This window comes from Microbacterium sp. H37-C3, from assembly GCF_027157935.1.
GTDB lineage: Bacteria > Actinomycetota > Actinomycetes > Actinomycetales > Microbacteriaceae > Microbacterium > Microbacterium plantarum.
In genome coordinates, this window is the sequence record NZ_JAPVLR010000001.1 from 816,642 (window position 1) to 841,609 (window position 24,968).

At 69.8% G+C, this 24,968-nt stretch carries 26 protein-coding genes; 5 read left to right on the top strand and 21 right to left on the bottom strand.

Features of this window, described 5'->3' with window-relative positions:
- The first annotated feature begins 11 nt into the window (after positions 1 to 11).
- Positions 12 to 485, top strand: coding sequence for an NUDIX hydrolase (locus O1W71_RS04075; RefSeq protein WP_269266594.1), 474 nt, complete (start codon positions 12 to 14; stop codon positions 483 to 485).
- Entirely contained in the window at positions 482 to 1,078 is a 597-nt protein-coding gene (locus O1W71_RS04080) for a cyclodeaminase/cyclohydrolase family protein (RefSeq protein WP_269266595.1), read from the top strand. Before O1W71_RS04075 ends, O1W71_RS04080 begins: the two co-directional genes overlap by 4 nt.
- 33 nt (positions 1,079 to 1,111) lie before the next feature.
- Here the strand turns inward: O1W71_RS04080 and O1W71_RS04085 are convergent, their stop codons facing one another.
- The 19 genes from O1W71_RS04085 to O1W71_RS04175 form a co-directional block, all read right to left on the bottom strand.
- Entirely contained in the window at positions 1,112 to 2,032 is a 921-nt protein-coding gene (locus tag O1W71_RS04085) for an RluA family pseudouridine synthase (protein ID WP_269266596.1), read from the bottom strand.
- Position 2,033: 1 nt separating this feature from the next.
- Complete coding sequence (gene lspA / locus O1W71_RS04090; protein WP_442923750.1) at positions 2,034 to 2,612, bottom strand: signal peptidase II; 579 nt, start codon at positions 2,610 to 2,612, stop codon at positions 2,034 to 2,036.
- Positions 2,613 to 2,615: 3 nt separating this feature from the next.
- Complete coding sequence (locus O1W71_RS04095; protein WP_112613964.1) at positions 2,616 to 3,194, bottom strand: DivIVA domain-containing protein; 579 nt, start codon at positions 3,192 to 3,194, stop codon at positions 2,616 to 2,618.
- Between the two features lie 121 nt (positions 3,195 to 3,315).
- On the bottom strand, positions 3,316 to 3,618 hold the full coding sequence (locus tag O1W71_RS04100; protein WP_112613962.1) for a YggT family protein: 303 nt from the start codon (positions 3,616 to 3,618) through the stop codon (positions 3,316 to 3,318).
- Positions 3,619 to 3,624: 6 nt separating this feature from the next.
- Positions 3,625 to 4,086 carry a cell division protein SepF gene (locus tag O1W71_RS04105; protein ID WP_112613960.1) on the bottom strand — a complete coding sequence of 154 codons (462 nt, stop codon included), beginning with the start codon at positions 4,084 to 4,086 and terminating at the stop codon, positions 3,625 to 3,627.
- Between the two features lie 31 nt (positions 4,087 to 4,117).
- Positions 4,118 to 4,804: a YggS family pyridoxal phosphate-dependent enzyme gene (locus O1W71_RS04110; RefSeq protein WP_269266597.1), complete on the bottom strand. Its 687-nt coding sequence runs from the start codon at positions 4,802 to 4,804 to the stop codon at positions 4,118 to 4,120.
- Between the two features lie 12 nt (positions 4,805 to 4,816).
- Positions 4,817 to 5,968, bottom strand: a complete 1,152-nt coding sequence (ftsZ, locus tag O1W71_RS04115; protein ID WP_112615065.1) for a cell division protein FtsZ — start codon at positions 5,966 to 5,968, stop codon at positions 4,817 to 4,819.
- Positions 5,969 to 6,162: 194 nt separating this feature from the next.
- Entirely contained in the window at positions 6,163 to 7,092 is a 930-nt protein-coding gene (locus tag O1W71_RS04120) for an FtsQ-type POTRA domain-containing protein (RefSeq protein ID WP_331282641.1), read from the bottom strand.
- 144 nt (positions 7,093 to 7,236) lie between these two features.
- On the bottom strand, positions 7,237 to 8,637 hold the full coding sequence (gene murC / locus O1W71_RS04125) for a UDP-N-acetylmuramate--L-alanine ligase (protein WP_269266599.1): 1,401 nt from the start codon (positions 8,635 to 8,637) through the stop codon (positions 7,237 to 7,239).
- 49 nt (positions 8,638 to 8,686) lie between these two features.
- The gene (locus tag O1W71_RS04130; RefSeq protein WP_269266600.1) at positions 8,687 to 9,760 is read right to left on the bottom strand and encodes a UDP-N-acetylglucosamine--N-acetylmuramyl-(pentapeptide) pyrophosphoryl-undecaprenol N-acetylglucosamine transferase; all 1,074 of its coding nucleotides are present in this window, start codon (positions 9,758 to 9,760) and stop codon (positions 8,687 to 8,689) included.
- A 10-nt stretch (positions 9,761 to 9,770) separates the two neighbouring features.
- Positions 9,771 to 11,054: a putative lipid II flippase FtsW gene (gene ftsW / locus O1W71_RS04135; RefSeq protein WP_269266601.1), complete on the bottom strand. Its 1,284-nt coding sequence runs from the start codon at positions 11,052 to 11,054 to the stop codon at positions 9,771 to 9,773.
- On the bottom strand, positions 11,005 to 12,552 hold the full coding sequence (gene murD, locus O1W71_RS04140) for a UDP-N-acetylmuramoyl-L-alanine--D-glutamate ligase (RefSeq protein WP_269266602.1): 1,548 nt from the start codon (positions 12,550 to 12,552) through the stop codon (positions 11,005 to 11,007). The genes ftsW and murD overlap by 50 nt, the downstream gene beginning before the upstream one ends.
- Positions 12,549 to 13,658, bottom strand: coding sequence for a phospho-N-acetylmuramoyl-pentapeptide-transferase (gene mraY / locus O1W71_RS04145; RefSeq protein WP_112613946.1), 1,110 nt, complete (start codon positions 13,656 to 13,658; stop codon positions 12,549 to 12,551). Before mraY ends, murD begins: the two co-directional genes overlap by 4 nt.
- Positions 13,655 to 15,067: a UDP-N-acetylmuramoyl-tripeptide--D-alanyl-D-alanine ligase gene (locus tag O1W71_RS04150; protein WP_269266603.1), complete on the bottom strand. Its 1,413-nt coding sequence runs from the start codon at positions 15,065 to 15,067 to the stop codon at positions 13,655 to 13,657. The genes mraY and O1W71_RS04150 overlap by 4 nt, the downstream gene beginning before the upstream one ends.
- 28 nt (positions 15,068 to 15,095) lie before the next feature.
- Positions 15,096 to 16,889 carry a peptidoglycan D,D-transpeptidase FtsI family protein gene (locus O1W71_RS04155; RefSeq protein ID WP_269266604.1) on the bottom strand — a complete coding sequence of 598 codons (1,794 nt, stop codon included), beginning with the start codon at positions 16,887 to 16,889 and terminating at the stop codon, positions 15,096 to 15,098.
- Positions 16,890 to 16,894: 5 nt separating this feature from the next.
- Entirely contained in the window at positions 16,895 to 17,515 is a 621-nt protein-coding gene (locus O1W71_RS04160) for a hypothetical protein (protein ID WP_269266605.1), read from the bottom strand.
- The gene (gene rsmH, locus O1W71_RS04165) at positions 17,512 to 18,471 is read right to left on the bottom strand and encodes a 16S rRNA (cytosine(1402)-N(4))-methyltransferase RsmH (protein ID WP_269266606.1); all 960 of its coding nucleotides are present in this window, start codon (positions 18,469 to 18,471) and stop codon (positions 17,512 to 17,514) included. Before rsmH ends, O1W71_RS04160 begins: the two co-directional genes overlap by 4 nt.
- A gap of 100 nt (positions 18,472 to 18,571) precedes the next feature.
- Positions 18,572 to 19,003, bottom strand: a complete 432-nt coding sequence (mraZ, locus tag O1W71_RS04170) for a division/cell wall cluster transcriptional repressor MraZ (protein WP_023951570.1) — start codon at positions 19,001 to 19,003, stop codon at positions 18,572 to 18,574.
- Positions 19,004 to 19,154: 151 nt separating this feature from the next.
- Positions 19,155 to 19,526, bottom strand: a complete 372-nt coding sequence (locus O1W71_RS04175; protein WP_269266607.1) for a DUF3040 domain-containing protein — start codon at positions 19,524 to 19,526, stop codon at positions 19,155 to 19,157.
- A 68-nt stretch (positions 19,527 to 19,594) separates the two neighbouring features.
- Here O1W71_RS04175 and O1W71_RS04180 point away from each other — a divergent pair, with 68 nt between their 5' ends.
- A complete protein-coding gene (locus O1W71_RS04180; protein WP_269266608.1) occupies positions 19,595 to 20,668 on the top strand; it encodes a polyprenyl synthetase family protein in 1,074 nt (357 codons plus the stop codon).
- A 22-nt stretch (positions 20,669 to 20,690) separates the two neighbouring features.
- Here the strand turns inward: O1W71_RS04180 and O1W71_RS04185 are convergent, their stop codons facing one another.
- The gene (locus tag O1W71_RS04185; RefSeq protein WP_269266609.1) at positions 20,691 to 21,041 is read right to left on the bottom strand and encodes an Rv2175c family DNA-binding protein; all 351 of its coding nucleotides are present in this window, start codon (positions 21,039 to 21,041) and stop codon (positions 20,691 to 20,693) included.
- A gap of 261 nt (positions 21,042 to 21,302) precedes the next feature.
- Between O1W71_RS04185 and O1W71_RS04190 the strand changes: the two genes are divergently transcribed.
- Positions 21,303 to 22,406 carry a LysM peptidoglycan-binding domain-containing protein gene (locus O1W71_RS04190; protein ID WP_442923824.1) on the top strand — a complete coding sequence of 368 codons (1,104 nt, stop codon included), beginning with the start codon at positions 21,303 to 21,305 and terminating at the stop codon, positions 22,404 to 22,406.
- 87 nt (positions 22,407 to 22,493) lie between these two features.
- Positions 22,494 to 24,449 (top strand): Stk1 family PASTA domain-containing Ser/Thr kinase, encoded by a 1,956-nt coding sequence (pknB, locus tag O1W71_RS04195; RefSeq protein WP_269266611.1) that lies wholly within the window; start codon positions 22,494 to 22,496, stop codon positions 24,447 to 24,449.
- A gap of 93 nt (positions 24,450 to 24,542) precedes the next feature.
- Here the strand turns inward: pknB and O1W71_RS04200 are convergent, their stop codons facing one another.
- Positions 24,543 to 24,908: a hypothetical protein gene (locus O1W71_RS04200; RefSeq protein WP_269266612.1), complete on the bottom strand. Its 366-nt coding sequence runs from the start codon at positions 24,906 to 24,908 to the stop codon at positions 24,543 to 24,545.
- Positions 24,909 to 24,968: the final 60 nt, after the last annotated feature.

Sequence of the window (24,968 nt, forward strand, 5' to 3'; positions counted from 1 at the left end):
AGGCTGGGCCCATGGCCACTCCCGACTTCGTCCTCGATCTGCGCGAGAAAATCGGCACCGCTCCGCTGCCCCTGGTGGGAGTCACCGCCGTGGTGTTCCGCGATGAGAAGGTGCTCCTGGGCAAGCGCGCCGACAACGGGAGCTGGCAGCCGGTCTCCGGCATCGTCGACCCCGGTGAGGAGCCTGCAGATGCCGCGGTCCGCGAGTGTCTCGAAGAGGCGGGCGTCGTCGTCCGTGCGGAGCGCCTCGCCCTCGTGCACCAGATCCCCCGCATCGTCTACGCCAACGGCGACCAGGTCGACTACCTCGACCTGGTGTTCCGGTGCTCCTGGGTCTCGGGCGACCCGCACCCTGCGGACGGCGAGCTGACCGACGTCGGGTTCTACGACCTCGGACAGATGATCGACGTCGCGCCCGAGCACGTCCGCAAGATCGCCCTCGCCGTCGCCGAGGATGACCCGGCCACGTTCCGGGGCGGCCGGTGAGCTCGCGCGTCGCCCTGGGCGACCTGCTCGACGCTCTCGCGCGGGACAACGGCGACCCTGGCGGCGGAGCGGCCAGCGGAGTCGTGACGGCCGTCGCGGCGGCACTCGCCCAGATGGTAAGCCGCTACAGCTCCGCGGAGCCGGCCGCGGACGGGATCAACGACCGTCTCGCACGGCTCCGCGACGCGGCCGTCGCCGCGGCCGACGACGACGGCCGGGCGTCGGGCGCGCTCGGTGCGGCGCTGAGGCCGGACAACGACCCGGGCGAGCGCGACCGTCGCATCATCGATGCGGCGACCCGCGCCATCGAGACGTCGGCGGCCCTCGGCGAGATCGCGCTCGGCGTGTGGGACGAGGTGCGCCTGCTCGCCGACGTCGGCAACCGCCACCTCATGTCGGACGTCGCCGTCGCCGCTGACGCAGTCGCCGCGGGCCTGGGCGGCGCGGCGACGAACCTCCGCGGCGGGCTCGCTCTGCTCCGCGCCCACGGCGATGCCAGTGCCCTCGACTCTGCGCACGACGGTCTGTCTGATCGACTCATCGCAGGGCGTCGCGAGGCGCGTGCTCTCGCCGATCGGCTCGGCGAGCCGTGATCGCGACGCAGGGGGCGAACGCGGGCCGACCCGTCAGTCGCCGCTGAGGATCTCGAGGGCGCGCGCGAGGTCGGGGGCGTAGGGCGACGTGAACGCCGACCACTCCCCCGTCACGGGGTGTTCGAATGCGAGGCGATGAGCGTGCAGCCATTGACGCGTCAACCCGAGCCGGGCGGACAGTGTCGGGTCGGCACCGTAGAGCGGGTCGCCGACGCACGGATGCCGGTGGGCGGCCATGTGCACGCGGATCTGGTGGGTGCGACCGGTCTCCAGGTGGATCTCGAGCAGGGAGGCGCCGACGAACGCCTCCAGCGTCTCGTAGTGGGTGACCGAGTCCTTCCCGGTCGGCGTGACGGCGAACTTCCAGGAGTGCGACGGGTGACGGCCGATCGGGGCGTCGATCGTCCCCGAGAGCGGGTCGGGGTGACCCTGCACCACCGCGTGATAGATCTTCTCGACCTCACGCTCCTTGAATGCGCGCTTGAGGGCGACGTAGGCGGGTTCGCTCTTCGCGACGACCATGAGACCGCTCGTCCCGACATCCAGGCGGTGCACCACGCCCTGGCGCTCGGCCGCCCCGGTGGTGGCGATGCGGTAGCCGGCAGCGGCCAGCGCGCCGAGCACGGTCGGGCCGTCCCAGCCGAGTGAGGGATGGGCGGCGACACCCGCCGGCTTGTCGACGACCACGATGTCGTCATCGTCGTGCACGATGCCGAGGTCGGGAACCGCGACTGGGACGATCCGAGCCTCTGCTCGCTCCTCCCAGAACACGTCGAGCCACGCTCCGGCGGTGAGCTTGTCGGACTTTCCGAGCGTGCGACCGTCGAGCGTCACACCACCCGCAGCCGCCACCTCCGCGGCGAAAGTCCGTGAGAACCCGAGCAGCTTGGCCAGCGCGGCGTCGACACGGACGCCGTCGAGCCCGTCGGGAACCGGGAGCGCGCGTTGCGGCATATCAGCGTTCCGTATCCGCAGTGGCGGCGGCCCCGGCGGCCTCGTCCACGTTGCGGCGCTCGCGTGAGCCGTCGAAACGGATGCCGATCACCACCAGCACGGCGACGGAGATCATCATCGTGACGATGAACATGTCGGCGACGTTGTAGATCGCCGACGGGAACCACAGCCACATCCACGGGGTGTGGATGAAGTCGACGACGTGCCCGACGAGGAAGCCGGGTTCACGGAGCAGGCGATCGGTGAGGTTCCCGAGGACGCCCCCGAGGAGCAATCCGAGGACGATGGCCCACGACCTCGTGCGCACGCTGCGGACCGTGAGCACGATCACGACGACCGCCACAGCCGCAAGTGCGAGCGTGAAGAGCCAAGTGACCCCGGTGCCGAGCGAGAACGCCGCGCCGGGGTTCTTCGTCAGATACAGCTGGAAGAACTCGCCGAGGACCGGAACCTCTCGCTGGTACGGCAGGTTCTCGAGCGCGAGATACTTCGTGAACTGGTCGGCGGCCAGTACCACTGCCGCGAGAATCGCGACGAAGGCACCGGCCGCCGGACCGTTCAGACGCTTGCGCGACGCCAAGGATTACGCGCCGGCCGAGACGCCGGTCGTGTCGAGGTCGCGGAGCTTGCTCTCGATGAAGCCGCGGAGCTGGCCGCGGTAGTCCTTCTCGAACTGCTGCAGCTCGGAGATACGACCTTCGAGCGACACGCGCTCGGCCTCGAGACGCGCCACCTCGTCGCGGCCGCGAGCCTCCGCCTCGGAGATGATCGACGCGGCCTGAGCCTGCGCGTCGGCGATGAGCTTGTCGCGCTGCGCCTTGCCCTCGGCCACGTGCTCATCGTGCAGGCGCTGGGCCAGCTCGATGATGCCGGCGGATGCGGCGGCGGGAGCCATGTCGGCGGCCGGGGCGGGCTGCTCGACGGCGGGAACCGGCGCGGGCACGTCCTCGACGACGGCGTCGTCGGCGGGAGCTGCAGCGGGGGTCTCACCCGACTCGTAGGCAGCGAGCTTCGCCTTGAGCTCGTCGTTCTCGGCGATCGTCTTGCGCCATTCCACGACGATCTCGTCGAGGAAGTCGTCGACCTCATCGGGGTCGAATCCTTCCTTGAAACGCACGTGCTGGAACTGCTTGGTGACGACGTCTTCAGGGGTCAAAGCCATGGTGTTGTCCTCTTTCAGGGCTCACGACGCGGGCCGGTCAGCCGGCACCCGCCGCAGCGGGCCGTACCCACCCAGCATAGTCCGACGCCTTCGCGGCCGCGACGATCCCGCCGCGACCGCCTCAGGAGAAGGCGATCACGCGGGTGATCGACAGCAGGATGAAGCACGCCAGCATGGTGAGCGGGAATGCCAGATCGATTGCGATGACGCCGAGTCGGATCGGAGGGATGACCCGGCGCAGTGTCTTGATCGGGGGGTCCGTGATCGTATAGACGACCTCGGCGAGCACGAGGGTGAAGCCCCGCGGGCGCCACTCCCGGTTGAACAGGGGGATGTACTCCAGGATCAGTCGGACGAACAGAACGAGGATGTACAGCAGCAGAGCGAAGTAGACGAGCGCGGCGATCAGCCGAACGACATCCACGTCAGGTCACTGCGCGAACGGCGCCGCCTCAGGCTCAGCCTGAGCCACAGCGCCGTCGCCGGAGACGGCGATGTTCTCGGGTGAGAGCAGGAACACCTTGCTCGTCACGCGCTCGATGCGGCCGTACAGACCGAGGGAGAGTCCGCTCGCGAAATCGATGAGGCGCCGCGCGTCGGCGTCGCTCATCTGCGAGAGGTTGATGATGACCGGCACACCCTCGCGGAAGTTCTCGGCGATGACCTGCGCATCGCGATACTGCTTGGGGTGGACGGTCAGAATCTCGCTGACGGTTCCCGTGGTGGGCTGACGCACGACCGCCGGACGGTGCAGCGGAGTCACCGGCGCGGCCGGCTTCTCGACGGGCTTGTCACGGCGGGCCTGCTGCTGCTCGGCCTGCGGCTCTTCGTACATTTCTTCCTCATCTGCGAGGCCCAGGTAAACCATGGTCTTCTTCAGCGGGTTCGACATCGCATCCTCCGTTTGCTCGTCTGTTCCGAGGCTATCCGCGGTCCGGGCGCGGTCCCGTGATTGCCGATCCGATCCGCAGGTGTGTCGCACCGGCGGAGATCGCTTCGACGAAATCGCCGGTCATCCCGGCGGAGATCCAGGTCGCGTCGGACGCGACGGAGCGCAGCGCGACGGACGCCTGCGCGAGACGGGCGAAGGCCGCGGCCGGCTCTTCGCCGAGGGGAGCCACAGCCATCACTCCCCGCATCCGGAGACTCGTGCAGTGCTCCGCCACGTGGGCGGCGAGGGCCTCGACACCGCTCGGCGCGACGCCACCGCGGCCCGGGTCGTCGGTCAGATTGACCTGCACCAGCACATCGAGCGGCACCCCCTCGGGAGCCGCCACATGGAGCGCGTCGGCAATACGCGCGCGATCCACCGAGTGGACGACATCCGCTGCGGCTCGCACGGCACGGGCCTTGTTCGTCTGCGCCTGCCCGATGAAATGCCAGCGCATGCCCTCGAGGTCGGCGAGCTCATCGTGCTTGGCGGTGAGCTCCTGCTGCCGGTTCTCCCCCACGTCGCGCACGCCGAGGGCGTGCAGCTCAGTGATGAGCCCCGGAGGGTGGAACTTGGTTACCACGATCCGCGTCACCTCATCCGGGGCGCGACCCGACGCCCGCATCGCAGCGGCGATGCGGGCGTCGACGTCGGCGAGCCGTGCGGCAAGGTCCGGCATGGAGCGTTCGGTCTACTTCAGGAAGTCGGGGATGTCGAGGTCATCGTCACCGAAGACCGAGTCGTACGACTCGCTCTTCGCCGAGACCGGCACCGTCTCCTTGGCCTCACGACGCTCGACCGGCTCGGATGCCGCGGCCTGCTCAGCCGGGATCTCGGGGACCACCGGCGGCGCCGACGGCCGGGCGGCGGCGATCGGCTCGATGCGAGCCTGGGGCTCGCCGCCGTCGAAGCCCGCGGCGATGACGGTCACGCGAACCTCGTCGCCGAGGGTGTCGTCGATGACCGTACCGAAGATGATATTGGCCTCGGGGTGCGCCGCCTCCTTGACGAGCTGCGCCGCGTCGTTGATCTCGAAGATGCCGAGGTTCGATCCACCCTGGATCGACAGCAGGACCCCGTGGGCGCCTTCGATCGAGGCTTCGAGCAGCGGCGACTCGACAGCCAGCTCGGCCGCCTTGATGGCGCGGTCGGCGCCACGAGCGGAGCCGATGCCCATGAGGGCCGAACCGGCGCCCTGCATGACCGACTTCACGTCGGCGAAGTCGAGGTTGATGAGGCCGGGCGTCGTGATGAGGTCGGTGATGCCCTGGACACCGGCGAGGAGCACCTGGTCGGCGGTCGCGAAAGCCTCGACCATCGAGATGCCGCGATCGCTGATCTCGAGCAGGCGGTCGTTCGGGACGACGATGAGGGTGTCGACCTCTTCCTTCAGCTTCGACACACCGGCCTCGGCCTGGCTCTGGCGACGACGGCCCTCGAACGAGAAGGGCTTGGTGACGACACCGATCGTGAGCGCCCCGATCGACTTGGCGATCCGCGCCACGACAGGAGCACCGCCGGTACCGGTTCCGCCGCCCTCACCGGCGGTGACGAAGACCATGTCGGCACCTGCGAGCGCCTCCTCGATCTCCTCAGCGTGATCCTCCGCGGCGCGGCGACCCACCTCGGGGTCGGCGCCGGCACCGAGGCCTCGCGTCAGTTCGCGGCCGACGTCGAGCTTGACGTCCGCGTCGCTCATGAGGAGCGCCTGCGCGTCGGTGTTCACCGCGATGAACTCGACACCCCGCAGCCCCAGCTCGATCATCCGGTTGACGGCATTGACGCCGCCACCGCCCACACCGACGACCTTGATCACCGCGAGGTAGTTCTGGTTCTGGCTCATGCCGGCCTCCATCTCGTCCCGAACCCTGCTCGTAAACCTTCAACCTCACGTAGAGGTTTAAAGAATTGCCGGGTATGCAATTCCTGAGTTGAAGCTACGCACTCGGGGACTCACCCGCCGGACGTGCGCGGCGTGTCGCGACATCCCGTGTTGCGCGTTTCTCGGAGCAGCGGAAAAGGGGCAGGATCGACGCGTCAGCGGACGACTGCCGCCTGCGGCGACGACACGTCGTAGCCGGAGGCATCCGGTCGAGCCGCCATGAGCGCTTCGAGCGCCTGGATCTTCTTGGCCGAGTCGCTCGCCCCGCCCCAGACCACCGAGCGGCCGTCGGTGAGCGTGAGCGTCACGTCGTTCGGCGTCGTCGCGGACAGCACCGTGACCTGGGTCCGCAGGGACGCCGGCAGCGAGCGGAAGACCTGCCCCGCGGCGGCGAAGGTGCTCGACGACAGGCCTCCCTCGACCTCGAGGAGCGGCTGGCCGGACGGCGGTTCCGGGGTGGTCGACAGCGCGACGCCCGCGGCATCGACCAGCGTGTAACCGGCCTCGCCCTGCACGGCGCCGACGGGTGTCCGCTCGACGATGCGAACCACGAGCTCGTGCGGAGGACGTGCTTCGAGGCTGTACGACTCGACCAGCGGGAAGGAGACGAGTGCTGCCTTCACAGCGCTCTCGTCGACGAGGGGCATCGGCGTCCCGATCTGACCCTCGAGCGCTGTCTCGACCGCGCCGGCGTCGAGTTGCGAGGTTCCCACGATCGTGACGCGTTCGACCGCGAACAAGGGGCTGTAGGCGGCGCCGATAGACCCGAGCACGAGAGCCGCCAGAACGCCGGCGGAGATCAGCCAGATACGTCTGCGCCGACGCTGACGCGCCGTGAAGCGCCGCACCTCGCGACGCAGCGCCCGCCGCCTCGCACGCGCCGCGCCCCACAGATCGCGCGCCGTGAGCGGCCGGTCGGGCTCGTCGACATCCGAGACGTCGGATGCGGGCGGGGCCGCCGACTCTCCGCGGGCGGGCGGATCGAACGGGATGATCGGCGCTATCCCGTAGTCGCGGCCGCGCTGGTGCCACAACTCCTCGACGGGCTGGGTCTCGGTGGCGTCCGGCGAGACGCTTTCCGTCACGCCCGCACCCCGCTCATCGGCGTCGCGCCGCGATGGGTCCACCCGCCGCGGAGCCGACGTGGGACGGTCGGCCGGCGCACTGGCGCCGTCCTGCCCGCCGCGCGGCCGCGGGGACGGTGGCAGCGGACTCGGGCGACGCACCGGCTACCCCTCCGCCCGGGCGAGCGACTCGAGCACCTGCGGGATGATCAGGTTGACGTTGCCGCAACCGAGGGTGACGATGAAGTCGCCCTCGCGCGCGACGCCCGCCGCGTAGTCGGCGGCCTCCTGCCAATCGGCGACGAAGTGCACGTGCCCGGGGTCGGCGAACGCGCCGCTGACCAACTCGCCCGTCACTCCCGGCACCGGATCTTCGCGCGCTCCGTACACATCCAGGACGACCGTGTGGTCGGCATGGGTCTCGAGCACGTCGGCGAACTCGCGGAACATCTCCTGCGTGCGCGAGTACGTGTGCGGCTGATGCAGGGCGATGATCCGCCCGCCGCCCACGACGGTCCGCGCTGCGGAGAGCGCCGCAGCCACCTCGGTCGGGTGGTGCGCATAGTCGTCGTAGACGCTGACGCCCCGGGTGACGCCGTGGAGCTCGAACCGTCGGGCCGTGCCGCCGAATCCTTCCACCGCTCGGAGGGCGCGCTCGAGCTCGTATCCGAGGGCGACGAGCACGGCGACGGCGCCCGCCGCGTTGATCGCGTTGTGGGCGCCCGGCACCGAGAGCCGGCCGTGGGCCGTCTCTCCGCCGGCGGTGAGCGAGAACGACACAGGCCCGTCCGTCACGATGTCGGAGACGCGGACGTCGGCGTCGGCGGCCTCACCGAAGGTGACGACGCGGCGGTGGCTGAGGGCGGCCGCGACGCGTGCTGCACCCGGGTCGTCGGCGGAGATGACGACGGCCTCGCGCGCGCCATCCGCGAAGCGGACGAAGCCGTCGTAGAACGCCTCTCGGGTCTGCCAGTGATCGAGGTGATCCGGATCGACGTTCGTGATGAGGGCGATCGAGGTGTCGTAGAGAAGGAAGGTGCCGTCGGACTCGTCGGCTTCGATGACGAAGACATCGTCGTCTCCGGTCGCGCTCGAGACACCCAGGTCGGCGATGACACCGCCGTTGACGAAGGTCGGCCGCGTCCCGAGACCACGGAGCGCCGTGACGATCATGCCCGTGGAGGTCGTCTTGCCGTGCGCACCCGCCACCGACACGAGTCGGCGGCCGCCGACGAGCCAGTGCAGGGCCTGCGAGCGGTGGATGACGTGCAGGCCGCGCTCCTTGGCGAGGAGGAACTCGGGGTTCTCGGGCCAGATCGCCCCGGTGTGGACGACCGTGTCGGCGTCATCGGGAAGATGCGCCGCGTCGTGTCCGATGCGGACGTCGGCACCGCGGGCGGCCAGCGCGCGCATCGCAGGGCTGTCGGCCCGGTCGGATCCCGAGACGCGGATGCCGCGGTCGAGGAACATCCCGGCGAGGCCGGACATGCCCGATCCACCGATGCCGATGAAGTGCGCGGCGGTGATGTCGGCGGGGATCGGGAGGCTCAAGTCGGGTCTGATCATGACCCGTCAAGTCTAGGTCGCCCGGCTGACAGCACCGCCCGCCACGCCCTCAGCGTCGCTGCGCGGCATCCAGGAGGGCCACCACGTTCGCCGCCCCCTCGCGTGTGCCGACGGCGCCGGCTGCGCGCCGCATCCGCTCCAGTTCGTCGCCATCGCTCAGCAGGGGCACGACCTCGGAGCGAACGCGCTCGGGCGTGAAGTCGGCGTCGTCGATGATGCGCGCGGCTCCGGCGCGGACGGCTCCCGCGGCGTTCAGCGCCTGCTCGCCGTTTCCCACCGCGTAGGGCACGTAGACGGCGGGGATGCCGAGCGCGCTGACCTCGCTCACCGTCGCCGCCCCTGAGCGCGAGACGACGACGTCGGCGAGGGCGAATGCCAGGTCCATTCGATCGAGATAGGGCACGACCCGGTAGTCCGGCGACGCGGCCTCGGAGACCTCGTTGCGCTCGCCCGACGCGTGCAGCACCTGCCAGCCGGCATCGACGATGTCTCGCCACGAGCCCGCGAGCGCCTCGTTCAGCCGACGAGCGCCCAGCGAGCCTCCGAAGACCAGCACGACGGGGCGCGCGGGGTCGAGACCGAAGGCCGCCGCAGCCTCGGCACGACGCGCCGCCCGGTCGAGGTCGACGATCTCGCGACGAAGCGGCATTCCGACCACCTGCGCACCGCGCAGCGGGGTGCAGTCGAACACGATGCCCGTCGCGGCCGCGCGTCGGGCGCCGAGCACGTTCGCGAGCCCGGGACGGGCGTTCGCCTCGTGGACGACGTAGGGCACGCCCTCGCGGCGCGCCGCGACGTAGGCCGGAGCGGCGGCGTAGCCGCCGAAACCGGCGACGACGTCGACTCCTCGCTCGCGGATATATGTGCGCACGTGCGCGACCGCACGCAGCCAACGGGCCGGGAAACGGATCGCGGCACCGTTCGGACGCCGGGGGAAGGGCACCTTGTCGACGATCAGCAGTTCGTAGCCCCGTTCGGGGACCAGCCGGGACTCGAGCCCCTCGCGGGTTCCGAGTACCAGAACCGTGTCGTCGGGTCGTCGGTCGCGCAGGGCATCGGCCACGGCGAGAAGCGGATTGACATGGCCCGCCGTGCCGCCGCCTGCCAGAAGGTAGGTCGTCACTGCACCGAGCCTACCGGCGGGCCGAGCGTGCCTCGGCGCCCGCGGGACGCACCGGTCGCGCCCCCGAGGCGACCTCGAGCGCCGGAGCGCGAACGGGCAGCGTCCGCGCGAACGAGAGCAGAACCCCGGTCGCCAGCAGACCCGACACGAGAGAGGTCCCGCCCTGCGACATGAAGGGCAGCGGCACGCCCAGGACCGGGAAGATGCGCAGGACGACGCCGATGTTCACGAGCGCCTGACCCACGATCCAGATCGTGATGCCGCCCGAGACGATCCGCACGAACGGATCGTGGGTCTTGCGCACGATGTGGAAAGCCCCGACGGCGTAGAGAGCGAAGAGAGCGAGGACGACGGCGCAGCCGATGAGGCCGAGCTCCTCCCCCACGATCGCGAAGATGTAGTCATTCGCGGCGGCGGGCAGCCACTGGTACTTCTCGCGCGAGTTGCCGAGCCCCAGACCGAAGATGCCGCCGCTCGCGAGCGCCCAGATCCCGTGGAGGGGCTGGTAGCACGAACCCGCATCGGCGAAGTAGCAGTCGGTCGAGTCGACGTTGAGGAAGCTCATGATGCGCGCCATGCGGTTCGGGCTCGTGACCGCGAACACCGCAGCAGCAGCCACGACCAGGATCAACGGGATCACGAAGAGCCGAAGCTTGACGCCGGAGAAGAAGAGGCAGCCGAGGAGGATCGCCATGAGGATCATCGCCGTGCCCAGATCGTGACCGCCCATGACGGTGCCGATCACCAGAGCGCCGACGGGAACGACCGGGATGAACACGTGCTGCCACTTCGACAGGAGCGTCTGCTTCCGGTAGAGCACGAAGCCCAACCACACGGCGAGGGCGAGTTTGAGGAACTCCGACGGCTGCGCCTGGAACCCGAAGACCGAGATCCAGTTGGTGTTTCCATCGTTGCGGACGCCGAGGCCGGGCACGAAGACGAGCAGCTGCAGAAGGATGCCGGCGACGAGGGCCGGCCACGCGATGCGTTTCCAGAAACGCAGCGGCATCCGGCTCGCGATGAACATCAGCGGGATGCCGAGCAGCGCGAACACCGCCTGCTTCAGCACCGTCTCGAAGGGGCTCGCGTTGGCCGTCGCCATCGTCGCCGACAGCACCATCACGAGGCCGAAGCCGGTCAGGATGAGGGCGGTCGAGGCGAGCAGCAGGAATTCGCTGGGCACCGGCGCGAACACGCGCCCCAGCGACACACGCGCCGCGAAGCCGCTCCGCGTCTGACCGTCGTCAGCGAGCTTCGTCGGCGGGGGCGTCGGGCGGCTCGGCGTCGTGGTCACCGTCTCCCCTTCCGATCCGTTCCCGCACGGCCTCCGCGAAGCGACGACCGCGGTCTGCGTAGGAGGCGAACTGATCGAACGACGCCGCAGCGGGTGCGAGGAGCACGACATCCCCGTCACCGGCGACGCCGGCCGCCAGTTCGACGACCCGTGCCATGACATCCTCAGTCTGAGTCGCCTCGACCTCGATCACCGGAACCGCGGGGGCGTGTCGCGCGAACGCGGCGAGCACGGCGGTGCGGTCCTCGCCGATGACGATGGCCGCTTTGGTCGCCGCACCTCGTCCCGCGACGAGTTCGGAGATGTCGACGCCCTTGAGGAGCCCGCCTACGACCCAGATCGCGCCCGGGAAGGCGGCGAGCGACGAGGCCGCCGCGTGCGGGTTGGTCGCCTTCGAGTCATCCACCCAGGTCACGCCCGACACGCGAGCGACCACTTCGATCCGGTGCGGGTCGAGGCGGAACGCCAGCACCGCCTCGCGGATGGCGGCGGGCTCGACATCGAGCGAGCGAGCGAGGGCCGCCGCGGCGAGAATGTTCGCGACGATGTGAGGAGCCGCGAGGCCGCGCGCCGCGAGCTCGACGACCGTCGTCAGTTCGAGAGCCGACGAACGCCGGTCCTCATGGAAGGCTCGATCGACGAGGATGCCGTCGACGACCCCGAGATCGCTCGGGCCCGGAACCCCCAGGTCGAACCCGATGGCGCGGCAGCCCTCGACGACCTCGGCCTCCTCGACCATTTCGCGGGTGGCTGCATCCGACTTGTTGTAGACGCACGCGACGCGGGTGTTCTCGTACACGACGGCCTTCGCGTCGCGGTACGCCTCGAATGAACCATGCCACTCGAGGTGATCGTCCGCGAGGTTCAAGCACACGCTCGCGTGAGGCGAAAGCCGGTCGGGGCCCTCGGCCAGGCCGAGGTACCAGAGCTGATGGCTCGACACCTCGACGACGAGGACGTCGAAACCACCCGGATCGCGGACGGCGTCGAGCACCGGGACGCCGATGTTGCCGCACGGGGCGGCCCGCAGGCCGCCGGCGGCGAGCATGGCCGCGGTGAGCTGCGTCGTGGTCGTCTTGCCGTTCGTGCCCGTGATGAGCACCCAGTCAGCCGGGCTGCCGTCAGGACGGACGACCTTGTCGCGCACGCGCCACCCGAGCTCGATGTCGCCCCAGACGGTGATCCCGTTCTCGCGGGCCCAGCGGATCACCGGGTGGTGCGGGGGGAACCCGGGGGATGCGATCACGACCTCCGGCGCGTGCGCGACGACCCTCTCCGGGACGCTCTGCAAGGAGCCGTCATGGAGCGAGACGCCGATGACGGGCAGAAGCCGCGCGTACTCGGCATCCGCGCCCTCAGTGGCAACGAGCACATCGGCGCCGAGCTCGGCGAGGGTGTCAGCGACGGAGAAGCCGGTGACCGACAGCCCGAGGACGACGACGCGGAGTCCGCGCCAGTCAGCGTGCCAGCTCGTGAGGCTGTCCAGACGGGTGGTCATACCGCTGCCAGCCATGCGACGTAGAAGAGACCGACGCCGCCGACCGCCAGCATTCCGGCGATGATCCACATCCGGACGACGATCGTCACCTCGGGCCACCCCCGCATCTCGAGGTGGTGGTGGAACGGGCTCATGAGGAACAGGCGCTTACCGCCGGTGGCCTTGAAGTAGTAGCGCTGGAGGATCACCGAGCCGGGCGCGATGATGAACACGCCGGCGATGATGACCGCGAGCAGCTCGGTGCGCGAGAGCACGGCCATAGCGACGATGACCCCGCCGATCGCCATCGATCCGACGTCACCCATGAAGATCTTGGCCTTGGGCGCGTTCCACCAGAGGAACCCGACGAGCGCGCCGACGAAGGATGCCGAGATGATGGTGAGATCCATCGGATCGTTGGTCGTGTAGCAGGCGGACTCGTACGCCGGCACGAGAGCACCGCTCGCGCAGCGCTGCTGGAACTGCCAGAAGGTGACGAGGCTGTAGGCCGACACGGTGAAGATGCCCGCGCCGGTCGCGAGCCCGTCGAGTCCATCGGTCAGGTTCGTCGCGTTCGACCAGGCCACCGCCTGGAACGAGATCCACGCGAGGTAGAGAAGCCAGCCGGCGACACCGCCGAGCGCCATGAACGACAACCAGTCGATGTCGCGGAACAGCGAGATGAAGGGGCGACCGACCGGCTCGCCGCCGTCGTTGGGCACGAGCAGGGCGAGGATGCCGAAGGAGACTGCCACGATCACCTGGCCGGCGACCTTGCGCCATCCGGACAGCCCGAGGCTGCGCTGCGAGCGCACCTTCATGTAGTCGTCGATGAACCCGACGATCCCCAGCCCGACCATCATCCAGATGACCAGGAGACCCGACATCGATGGCGGCGCCCCGCCGGTGAGCGTGCCCACGAGGTAGCCGACGATCGTGCCGACGATGAAGATGATTCCGCCCATCGTGGGCGTTCCACGCTTGGCGTGGTGGCTCGGGTTCGTCGCGTCGTCCGGCGTGCGGATGACCTGGCCCCAGCCGAGCTTCTCGAAGATCCGGATGAACAGGGGCGTCAGGAAGAGTGTGAACGCGAGCGAGATCGTCGCGGCCGTCAGCAGAGATCTCACGAGAAGAATTCTCCCAGACGATCGCCGAGGTGCCGCAGCCCGGCGGAGTTCGACGACTTCACCAGCACGCGATCGCCCGCCCGCAGCTCCTCGACGAGGTAGTCGTACGCGGCATCGGCGTCGGCGAAGAACACCGCCTCACCGTCCCACGACCCCTCGCCGATCGCAGCGAGGTACAGGCGTCGCGCCTCGGCGCCGACGACCACGATCCGCTCGATGCGGAGGCGGACGGCCTGGAGGCCGACGCGATCATGCTCGTCACCGGCGAACTCTCCGAGCTCGCTCATCGCACCGAGCACGGCCACCTTGCGCTCGCCGGGCTGCGTGATCTGCGCGAGGGTGCGCAGAGCTGCGGCCATCGAGTCGGGGCTCGCGTTGTAGGCGTCGTTGATGATGCGCACGGACTCCGACCCGAGCGGCTGCATCCGCCAGCGCTCTGCGAGCTCGACCGTCTCGAGCCGCGCGATGGCGTCTTCGAGCGCGACCCCGAGCTCGAGAGCCGCGGTGATCGCGGCCAACGCGTTCATGACGTGATGCTCGCCGAGGACCCGCAACCGCAACGGCATCCGCTGGTCGCCGACCACGACGACGCACGAGGTCCCCGATGCATCCACCTCGACGTCGTCCGCACGCACCTCTGCCGCGGCGCCCCGCCCGAACCAGCGGACGCGGACGTCGCGAGCCTCCGCGACCGCAGCCATCGTCGCGACGCGCGCGTCGTCGGCGTTGAGGACGGCCACGCCGCCGGGACGGACCGCCTCGACCAGCTCGGTCTTGGCCTTCAGCGTCGCCTCGACGCCGCCGAACCCGCCCGCGTGCGCCATGCCGACCATGAGGACCACTCCGACGTCGGGGGTCACGAGACCGGCCAGACGTGCGATCTGCCCCGAGCCGTCCGCACCGAACTCGCTGACGAGGAAACGCGTGTCGTCGGCGACACGAAGCATGGTCAGCGGCGCACCGACGGAGTTGTTGAACGACGCCCGCGGCGCGACCGTCGGCCCCTCCCCCTCGAGGATGCGCGCGAGGAGGTTCTTCGTCGTGGTCTTGCCGTTGGAGCCGGTGATCCCCACGACGCGGAGATCACCGGTCGCGCGCACGCGTCCGACGACCTCGCGAGCGAGGTCAGCCAGCGCCGTCACGGCGTCGGCGACGACGATCTGCGTGATCTCGGCGTCGACGAGGTGCTCGACGACCGCCAGCGCGGCTCCAGCCTCGGCGGCCGCCGGCACGAAGAGGTGACCGTCGGTCGCCTCGCCCGGCTTGGCCACGAAGACGTCGCCCGGACCGATGTTCCGCGAGTCCGTGTCGACCGTCCCTTCGACCCGGGTGTCGGGAGCGTCGCTCCCGCCGAGGTGGAGGGTGCCGGAGAGCACTCGAGCGATGTCGGACAACGGAAGGGAGATCATGTTCAATCCTCGGACGCGCTGATGCGCATCACTGGGTTACGGGGAGCAGTGGCGTCTGCGAGTCGGACGGCATGATCCGGTAGTGCTTGAGCACCTGGGTCATCGCCTTCTGGAACGCCGGCCGGTTCGCTGCCGAAAGGCGCAGGGTCTTCGGCTCGTCGAATGCCGTCAGGACAACATACTTCGGATCGTCGGCGGGTGCGTAGCCGACCAGCGACGTGTAGTACAGGTTGTCCTTATACGCGCCGGTGTTCGGATCGACCTTCTGAGCGGTTCCCGTCTTGCCCGCCATACGGTACCCGGGGATCGCGATGTCGTCCGCGAGGGTCCCCTGAGCGAAGACGTTCTCGAGCATCGCGCTCACCTGGCTGGCGGTGCTCTCCTTGATCACGCGCACCGGCTCGGGAAGATCCGGCTCGGTCACTGTTCCGTCCGACGCCGTGCAGGACTCGACGAGGCTCAGCGGCTCGCGCACACCGCCGTTGGCGATCGTCTGATACACCGATGCCACCTGCGGCGCCGTCACGGTGAAGGCCTGGCCGAACGTCGTCGTGTAGTAGGTCTGGCTGTCCCACTGGTTAGTCGGGATGTACGTGCCCTTGGGTTCACCCGACCAGTTGAGCGCGGTGCCCTCTCCGACACCGAACTTCTTGAGGTACTCCAGCCGGGTCTCGGGGTCGACCTGCGAACCGAACTGCGACAGGGCGACGTTGGACGACGTGACGAGCCCTCCCGTGAGCGTCAGGTTCTGGGCCTCGTGGTGCTCCGAGTCGTTGACGACGGCTCCGTTGGGGAATTCCATCCGATCGGGTGACCATGCGGTTGAGAGCGGGGTCAGCCCCGCCGCTTCGATGGCGGTCGCGGCCGTCACCGGCTTGAAGGTCGATCCCGGCTCGTACGAGTCGCGGAAGAGGCGGCTGCCCCGGTCCGCGGGATCGGATGCCGCGATGTCATTGAGGTCGACGCTGGGGTACTCGGCAGCGGCGCGGATCTTCCCCGTGGCGACCTCGACCACGAGGATCGAGCCGCTCTCGGCGCCGAGGTTCTGCGTCTGCTCCGCGATGAGCTGCTGCATGTACCACTGCAGGTCGCGGTCGATCGTGAGACGGAGCGTCCCGCCGTTCACCGGGGCGGGGTCTTCGATCTCCGTCCCGGGGATGACGACGCCGTCGAGGCTGCGCATGTAGCGGACCTTGCCGTCGCTGCTCTGCAGGCACGAGTTCTGCAGGGCTTCCATGCCCTCGAGCGGCGCTTCGTCCGAGCCGACGAAACCGATGACGTTGCCCGCCACCGCCCCGTCGGGGTAGGTCCGGTGGGGGTGGGGGTCGAACCCGACGAACGGGAGCTTCAGGTCGGCGAGAGCGCGGTACTGGGCCGTCGAGATCCCCCGCTCGAGGTACGCGAATCGCGACTCCGGGTCGGCGGCGACGGCCGTCGTGACGATGCCCTCGACCTCGGCGGCATCCTGCCCGGTCACGGCGGCGATCTCGGCGGCCAGCTCGGGCCAGGTGACCGTGACCGTCTGACCGTCGTCGTTCTTGCGCTTGATCCCCTCGATCGCCAGCTTCGGGTCGATCTTCGCGTCGTAGACGGAGGTCGTCGTGGCGAGGGTCGCGCCGTTGGTGTCGGTGATGTCGCCGCGCGTCCCGAACAGGTCGGTCCCGGCCTCCATCGCGAGGTTGCGGGCGTCGGCCTCGTGCTCGTCGGCGTTGACGACCTGGATGTCGACGAGCCGGACGATGAACGCGACGAGGACGGTGAGGACGACGAGGAGTGCGACGACCGTACGGCGGCGCGGACTGCGGGTGGCTCGTGTCGTCATGTGTCTCAGTGTGTGCTCGGGGCGGGCAATCCGTCGGCGATGGGCGGGGGTGTCGCGCGATCGGCAACGACCAGCTCGTCGGTGCTCGTGCCGGTCTCGAGGCTGGCAGCGGGATCGGTGACCAGCGGGACGCCGGCGACGAGCGAATTGGCGACGGCGGCGCGGCCGAGGGCGTCGACGTTCGAGTGCGCGCCCGCGGCGCTGGCGGAGCCGAGCACGGCGCCGTCGCTGAGTCGCAGATAGTTCGGAGACTCGGCGATCACCATGCCCAGGGCGGTCGCATTGGCCGCGAGGTACTGAGGTGAGGCAAGTCCCGCGAGATCATCCTCGATGATCTGCTTCTGCCAGGTGAGCTGCCGCTGCTGCTGCGAGAGCGCGGAGATCTCATAAGAGGTCTGGGTCGTGAGGATCGACAAACCCATCTGCACCGCTCCGATGAGCACCGCGCCCGACACGGCGATGACGCCGTAGAGCATGCGCGGGCGACGGCGACGGGAAGCGCCGGCGACCAGGCGCAGATCGCGCTGACGCTCCCGCTCCCCCTCGCGCGGCAGGCGACCGGGAACGCTCGCGAAGAAGTCGTCGCCGAGCGGCGATGGGATGCGGGCGGTGTTGTCGGCAGTCACGAGGCCTCCCTCATCCGTTCCGCCGCACGCAGCCGGACCGGCGTCGCGCGGGGATTGCGTTCACGTTCTTCCTCGGACGCCAGTTCCGCGCCGCGGACCAGCAGCCGGAACCGCGGCGCATGCTCGGGGAGCTCGACGGGCAGGCCGCTGGGGGCAGTCGATGACGACGCCTCGGCGAGCACGCGCTTGACCGCGCGGTCTTCGAGTGACTGGTACGACATCACGACGATGCGTCCACCGACGGCCAGCGCGTCGAGCGCCGCCGGCAGCGCGCGCTCGAGCACGGCGAGCTCGGCATTGACCTCGATGCGCAGGGCCTGGAACACGCGCTTCGCGGGGTGCCCGGAACGGTCGCGCTGCACGGCGACCGGGGTCGCGGCGATGAGGACGTCGACGAGCTGACCTGATCGTGTCAGCGGCGCCCGGCCCCGCGCCTCGATGATGGCCCGCGCATACCGCCCTGCCAGCTTCTCCTCGCCGTAGCGCTCGAAGATGCGCCGCAGGTTGCCCTCGCTGTAGGTCGCGAGGATCTCTGCCGCGGTCGTGCCCGCAGTCTGATCCATACGCATGTCTAGAGGAGCATCCTGGGCGTAGGCGAACCCTCGCTCTGCCTCATCGAGCTGGAGGGACGAGACACCCAGATCGAACAGGATGCCGTCCACGCGCCGGATGCCGAGCGAATCAAGGGCCTCTCGGATGCCGTCGTAGACGGTGTGGACGAGGTCGACGCGGTCTCCGAACCGGGCGAGGCGCTCTCCCGCGATGCGCAGGGCGTCGGTGTCACGGTCGAGCCCGACGAGCCGAACGCCGGGGAACCTCTCGAGAAGCGCTTCGGAGTGACCGCCCATGCCTTCGGTCGCGTCGACGACGACGGCGCCCTCGCGGTCGAGCGCGGGCGAGAGCAGCTCGACGCAGCGGTCGAGCAGGACGGGGGTGTGGATGTCGTCGTTCGTCATGGTCGTGGCGGGACGGATCCCGGAGCCCTGATCCCCCTCCGCTGCGACCTGACACCGGGGAAGTGCGTCAGGGCCAGCGGCTGAGGATCACGGCCACGGGTCAGAAGAGTCCCGGGATCACCTCCTGCTCCATGTCGGAGTAGGCGTCTTCGTTGCCTGCGGCGTAGGCGTTCCAGGCATCTGCGTCCCAGATCTCGGCGTGCGCGCCGACACCGGTCATGACCAGTTCGCGCCCCAGCCCGGCGTAGGTGCGCAGGTGCGGCGGCACGGTGATGCGGTTCTGGCTATCGGGCTTCTCCGCGCTCGCGCCGGAGAGGAACATCCGCTGGAAGTCACGCGCCTGCTTGTTCGTGAGAGGCGCTTCGCGGATGCGCTCGTAGACACGCTCGAACTCCACCGTGCTGAACACGTAGAGGCACCGCTCCTGTCCGCGCGTGACGACGACACCGGGGCCGAGGTCGTCGCGGAATTTGGCGGGGAGGATGACGCGGCCCTTCTCGTCGAGCTTGGGGGTGTGCGTGCCGAGAAGCATGGTGCTCCACCACCCCCTCCCGGCCCGTCGGTGGCCACCACTTTACTCCACTTTCCTCCACTTCACTATGGCCACAGCACCCATTCCTCCCCCAGGGCACAAAAAAGAGCACCGACCCGAAGGTCGGTGCTCTGAGGAGAAGCGGGATGCGTCAGCGTTCGCCGTTGCGGCGGTCCCAGCGGTCGTTCATCCGGTCCATGAAATTCGAGGACCGGACGGCGGGCTTTCGCGTGCCGGTGGTCGCCGTCGGTCGGCTCGCTGTTCCGTTGCGAGAGGGCGTCAGCGCCAGCACGACCCCGCCCACCATGACGAGAAAGGCCACGACGCCGATCGCGATGATGCTGCTCGAGACGCCGGCGATGAGACCGCCGAGACCGAGAAGGACGAGCACCGCACCGTAGACGATGTTGCGGTAGCTGAGGGACTGACCTTCGCGCGGAGCACTGACGACGTCTGCTTCATTGCGCATGAGATGGCGTTCCATCTCGTCAAGCAGCCGCTGCTCCTGTTCTGACAGTGGCATGCATCCCCCTCTGTTCGGGTACCGATGCGCCCGATTCTACGCGCGCTGATGAGAACTAGGCTAGGCCTGTGACGAGCTCCGCCGACCCGATCTCGACCGTTTCCCAGCGACTGGAAAGCTTCGCGGCGGAACGGCGGGCCGAGGCCGCCGATCTCGGGGCCGAAGCGGTCGATTTCGTCGACCGCGCCTTCGCCGCCGTCGCCGGCGGTAAACGGCTCCGCGCGCGGTTCCTGACGGCTGGGCACGCGGTGGCCGGGGTCTCTTCCGACGACGCCGACATCGCAGGTGTCGCCGCTTCCCTGGAGATCTTCCATGCGGCCGCGCTCGTGCACGACGATCTGGTCGACAACTCGGACACGCGACGAGGACGCCCCGCCGCCCATCGCGCCCTCGAGGAGGCGCATCGCCGATCCGGCTGGCTCGGTGACGCCGACGCGTTCGGACGGGCCGCCGCGATTCTGCTCGGCGACCTGCTCATCGCCTGGAGCGACGACCTCCTCGAAGAGGCCGTCGACGGACACCGCTTCGCGTCGGACGTCCGCCGCCAGTACGCGACGATGCGGCGCGACGTCACGGTCGGGCAGTATCTGGACGTGGCCGAAGAGGCCGCGTGGGCCACGGCACCCGACCACGAGCACGCCGCCCGAGCACTGCGGGTCGCGTCCTACAAGTCCGCTCGATACAGCGTGCAGCAGCCCCTCCTGATCGGCGCGGCACTCGGCGGCGCCACCGCGGCCCAGCGCGAGGCCCTCGCTGAGTTCGGCCATTCCGTCGGTCTCGCCTTCCAGCTGCGCGATGACGTATTGGGCGTCTTCGGCGACCCCGCGGTGACGGGCAAGCCGTCCGGCGACGATCTCCGCGAGGGCAAGCGGACCGTCCTCATCGCTTACGCGCGCGAAGCGATGGACGCCGACGGCCGCGCCGGCCTCGATGCTGCGCTCGGCGACCGGGCACTCGACGCGGCGACCATCCGACGCCTGCAGCGGGTCATCGACGAGAGCGGCGCCGTCCAGCGCCTCGAACAGGAGATCGCGCAGCTCGCCGCCGCAGCCGATGCGGCGCTCGATGACGCGCCGATCGGTGGTGCCGAGATCGCAACGCTCCGAGAGATCGGACAGGCCGCGATCCAGCGGACCGCCTGAGCGTCCGGAGCCTCTGCTCCGGTCAGGCGAGCGTCTGCGCGACCCTGCGGACCTCGGTCTTCCGTCCAGCGCGCAGGGCGGCGATGGGAGCGGCGCCGATGGAGTCCTCGGTGGCGAACAGCCAGTCGATCGCCTCGTCGTCCGAGAACCCGGCGTCGTGCAGCACGGTGACAGTGCCCCGGAGCGACGACAGCGGCGCGCCGTCGAGGAAGAAGGCCTCCGGCACGCGAAGCGTTCCGTCCCGACGCGAGCCGATGAGGTGATTCTCATCCAGCAGTCGCCGGACGCGGCTGAGCGTCTCGCCCGTCAGCTCGACGACCTCGGGCAGTGTCAGCCAGGACAGGGGAACGGCGGGGTAATCGGGAGTGCTCACCCCTTCACTATGTCACTTCCGATCGGCGTCCTGGCCCGCCGTCGGGTCGGCTTTCACACGAGTCACAGCAGTCACTTCGGTTGACACCTCTCACAGCAACATGTCAGCGTTTCCGAGACCTCCGAGAAGGGACCCTCCGTGCGCCGCGACTCGAACTCTCCCCCGCACCGCCCGCGACCACGCCTGCGTGGCGCCGTCGCACCCGCCGTCGTCGGTTCCATCGCGCTCAGCCTGACCGCGCAGCCCGCGACGGCAGCGCCGATGACCGAGACCGCCCAGCGCGACGCGGTCCCCGGCGCGTCGTTTCGAGCCGCCACGGTCGGCACCGCGGGCCCGGTGCGCCCGCTCTCGTCGCGTCCCGCAGAGCACATCGTCGTGCTCGGCGACACCGTCAGCCGCATCGCGTCCGCTTACGGACTCCGCACGGTCGATCTCCTGGCCTGGAACGGTTTGGATTGGTCGTCGGTCATCCGCCCCGGCGACCGCATCCGGTTGAGCGCGGAGCCGGGCGCCTCGGCGACGCCGGCTGCGGTCCCCGTAGCCCAGACCACCTCGACGGGACTCACCCATACCGTCGCGAGCGGCGACACCCCGTGGTCGGTCGCTCAGGCTCACGGCGTCGACGTCGCCGCGCTCCTGGCAGCGAACGGGCTCGCGGACGGTGCCGTGGTCTTCCCCGGTCAGACGCTCGCGGTCCCGGGGTCGCCCTCGGCCGCCCCGACCCCGGCGCCCGCAGCCGCGGACACCTCGCAGTCCGTGCCGATCGCCGCCGCGGCGCACACCGTGTCGGCCGGCGACACGGTGGCGGCGATCGCCGCCGCTCACGGTCTCGGCCTCGACGCCGTACTCGCGGCGAACGGGCTCGACCGCTCCTCGATCATCTATCCCGGCCAGCAGCTCGTGATCCCGGGAGCCGCCGCAGCACCCGCCGTCCAGACCGCCGCTCTCCCCGACCTCGGCCTCGACGCGGAGCAGATCGCCAACGCGCGGTTGATCATCCAGGTCGGTCGGGAACGCGGTGTGCCCGACCGCGGGATCGCGATCGCCCTGGCGACCGCGATGGTCGAGTCGTGGATCCGCAACCTCGACTGGGGCGACCGCGACTCGCTCGGCCTCTTCCAGCAGCGTCCGAGCACCGGGTGGGGCACCCCCGATCAGGTGCGCGATCCCGCTCGCTCCATCGCCACGTTCTACGGCGGCGCGGCCGATCCCAACGGCACCGCGACGCGCGGACTGCTCGATATCCCGGGGTGGGAGAGCCTCGCCTTCACCGACGCCGCGCAGGCCGTGCAGATCTCCGCCTACCCCGAGCGGTACGGCGAGTGGGAGCAGCAGGCCTATCGCTGGCTCGCCGCACTCGGCTGACCCCGAGAACGCTCGGAAGCCATGTCGCCGACGCACGAGGGTGAGCCGTTGCCCGGGCTCGCAGCATCCGCTCCGTAGAATCGCTCCGTGAGCATGAGCCAGCAGACCGACCCGCTGATCGGCCGACTGGTCGACCAGCGGTATCGCGTCCGCGCTCGCATCGCCCGTGGCGGCATGGCCACGGTCTACGTCGCGACCGACCTCAGACTCGAGCGACGCGTGGCACTCAAGGTCATGCACGGGCATCTGTCGGACGACTCGGTCTTCCAGAGCCGCTTCATCCAGGAGGCCCGCTCTGCGGCGCGCCTTGCCGATCCGCACGTGGTCAACGTCTTCGACCAGGGCCAGGACGGCGAGATGGCCTACCTGGTGATGGAGTACCTCCCGGGCATCACTCTGCGTGAGCTGCTGCGCGAGCAGAAGCGTCTGACGATCCCCCAGACGATCACCATCATGGATGCGATCCTGTCCGGTCTCGCCGCCGCCCACCGCGCGGGGATCGTGCATCGCGACGTCAAACCGGAGAACGTCCTGCTGGCCGAGGACGGCCGGATCAAGATCGGCGACTTCGGCCTCGCTCGGGCCACGACGGCGAACACCGCGACCGGGCAGATGCTGCTCGGCACGATCGCCTACCTGGCACCTGAACTCGTCACCCGGGGCACGGCCGACGCCCGCAGCGACATCTACGCCCTGGGCATCATGCTCTACGAGATGCTCGCCGGCGAGCAGCCCTACAAGGGCGAGCAGCCGATGCAGATCGCCTACCAGCACGCGACCGACTCGGTCCCGCGCCCGAGCGCGAAGAACCCGGGGGTGCCCGAGCAGCTCGACGAGCTGGTGCTGTGGGCGACCGAACGCGAGCCCGACGAGCGTCCCCTCGACGCCAAGGTCATGCTCGATCGCCTGCGCGAGATCGAGCGTGAACTCGGGGTGTTCCCCCAGGTCGTGCGCACGGCGCCGTCCGGCGCGCCGGTGGTGGTCATCGACGACGACGGCGAAGGTTCCGGCGAGCTCACGAAGGTGATGCCCGGGACGTTCACGGCGCCCCCCGTCACGACGGACGTCGACAACGCGACCCGGCTGCGCCGGCACGCACGGCGCAACCGGGCGAAGGGCGCCTGGCTGGTGTCGATCGTGCTTCTGCTGGCAGCTCTCGCCGGCGGCACGGGATGGTGGTTCGGCTCGGGGCCGGGCTCGCTGGTCGCTGTTCCCGATGTGCGCGGAACGAGCTTCGCCGATGCGCAAGCCGCCATCATGGCACAGGGACTCCAGGCCCAGGAGACCGGCGAGAACAGCCTCGACGTCGCAGAGGGGCTCGCCATCCGCACCGACCCCGACCCCGGCTCCCGGCTCGATCGAGAGGCGGTCGTGACGGTCGTGATCTCGCGGGGCCCGGCGGAAGTCTCCATACCCGCGTTGTCGGGTCAGACCGAAGACGCAGCGCGCGAGATCCTCCGCCAGAACGTCATCGCCGTCTCGGACGATGCCGACGCGGAGTTCGACCCGGATGTCGCCGAGGGCACCGTCATCCGCGCTTCCGGCACGCCTGCGGGGGGTGGCGAACCGGTCGACTGCTCCGGTGGTTGCACCCTGCGCCAGGGCGATTCAGCCGGACTCCTGGTCTCTCGGGGTGCCGTGCCCGACGTCGCGGGCCAGAGCGTCAACCGTGCGACCGGAATTCTGACGGACGCCGGACTCGAGGTGTCGGGCGAGACCCGCACCGAGGCGAGCGAGCGCATCGCGAAGGGCGATGTGATCGGCATCGCCGACCGCGGTGAGGAAGGCAACTGGCGGCCGGGCGACGTCGTCACGCTCATCGTCTCGAGCGGTCCCCCGCTGTTCGAGGTGCCGAGCGTCGTCGGACAGACCCGCGATGCGGCCGCGCAGACGCTCCGCGACGCCGGCTTCGAGGTCAGCTTCTCGGCGCTGTGGAACATCTGGCCGGACGGACTGACGAAGGTCACCGCTCAGGACCCCGCCGGTGGCAGCAAGCACGTGCGCGGCACCACGATCACGCTGCAGATCACCGCGACCGGCTGACCCTCTCCGCCGCTGGGCGCCGAGAGGGCAGGAGTGCACGGTCTGTAGCCCCCTGCACCCTGCGGATTCGCGTCCTCGCGGAGGTGTGACCGGTCAGGCGAGAGCACGGCGGATCCGAGCGGCCAGGCTCCGGGCGTCGTCTTCGAGGTCGGCGGCCCCGACGAGGATGACCCGGTACCCGGCATCCTCGAGCAGCTGCACGCGCGTGAGATCGTCGAGCCACCGTCGCCGCGAGGTGCGATGCTCGTCCCCCTGGTACTCGAGGAGCAGCCGATGCTCGGGCCAGCCCAGGTCGGCATGCCGCACGCCGGCAGCCGTACGAATCGCGACCTGCACCTGCGGTTCGGGGATCCCCGCGTCGACGAGCGCGACGCGCAGCAGCGACTCGCGGGGCGAGTCGACGGGCGCGCGGGCACGGTCGAGCGCACCTCGCAGCAACCGGGCTCCGCGCGCCGGCACCACGCCTCGGTCGGCGACAAGACAGCCACACCGTCAACGAATCGGCGTTCGAGGACGAGT

Bases quoted from the DNA above. Each gene is read 5' to 3' on its own strand.
- O1W71_RS04075 (WP_269266594.1), top strand. From the start codon at position 12: ATGGCCACTCCCGACTTCGTCCTCGATCTGCGCGAGAAAATCGGCACC.
- O1W71_RS04085 (WP_269266596.1), bottom strand. From the start codon at position 2,032: ATGCCGCAACGCGCGCTCCCGGTTCCCGACGGGCTCGACGGCGTCCGT.
- O1W71_RS04095 (WP_112613964.1), bottom strand. From the start codon at position 3,194: ATGGCTTTGACCCCTGAAGACGTCGTCACCAAGCAGTTCCAGCACGTG.
- O1W71_RS04105 (WP_112613960.1), bottom strand. From the start codon at position 4,086: ATGTCGAACCCGCTGAAGAAGACCATGGTTTACCTGGGCCTCGCAGAT.
- O1W71_RS04110 (WP_269266597.1), bottom strand. From the start codon at position 4,804: ATGCCGGACCTTGCCGCACGGCTCGCCGACGTCGACGCCCGCATCGCC.
- ftsZ (WP_112615065.1), bottom strand. From the start codon at position 5,968: ATGAGCCAGAACCAGAACTACCTCGCGGTGATCAAGGTCGTCGGTGTG.
- murC (WP_269266599.1), bottom strand. From the start codon at position 8,637: ATGATCAGACCCGACTTGAGCCTCCCGATCCCCGCCGACATCACCGCC.
- murD (WP_269266602.1), bottom strand. From the start codon at position 12,552: ATGACCACCCGTCTGGACAGCCTCACGAGCTGGCACGCTGACTGGCGC.
- O1W71_RS04150 (WP_269266603.1), bottom strand. From the start codon at position 15,067: ATGATCTCCCTTCCGTTGTCCGACATCGCTCGAGTGCTCTCCGGCACC.
- O1W71_RS04155 (WP_269266604.1), bottom strand. From the start codon at position 16,889: ATGACGACACGAGCCACCCGCAGTCCGCGCCGCCGTACGGTCGTCGCA.
- rsmH (WP_269266606.1), bottom strand. From the start codon at position 18,471: ATGACGAACGACGACATCCACACCCCCGTCCTGCTCGACCGCTGCGTC.
- mraZ (WP_023951570.1), bottom strand. From the start codon at position 19,003: ATGCTTCTCGGCACGCACACCCCCAAGCTCGACGAGAAGGGCCGCGTC.
- O1W71_RS04175 (WP_269266607.1), bottom strand. From the start codon at position 19,526: ATGCCACTGTCAGAACAGGAGCAGCGGCTGCTTGACGAGATGGAACGC.
- O1W71_RS04190 (WP_442923824.1), top strand. From the start codon at position 21,303: ATGACCGAGACCGCCCAGCGCGACGCGGTCCCCGGCGCGTCGTTTCGA.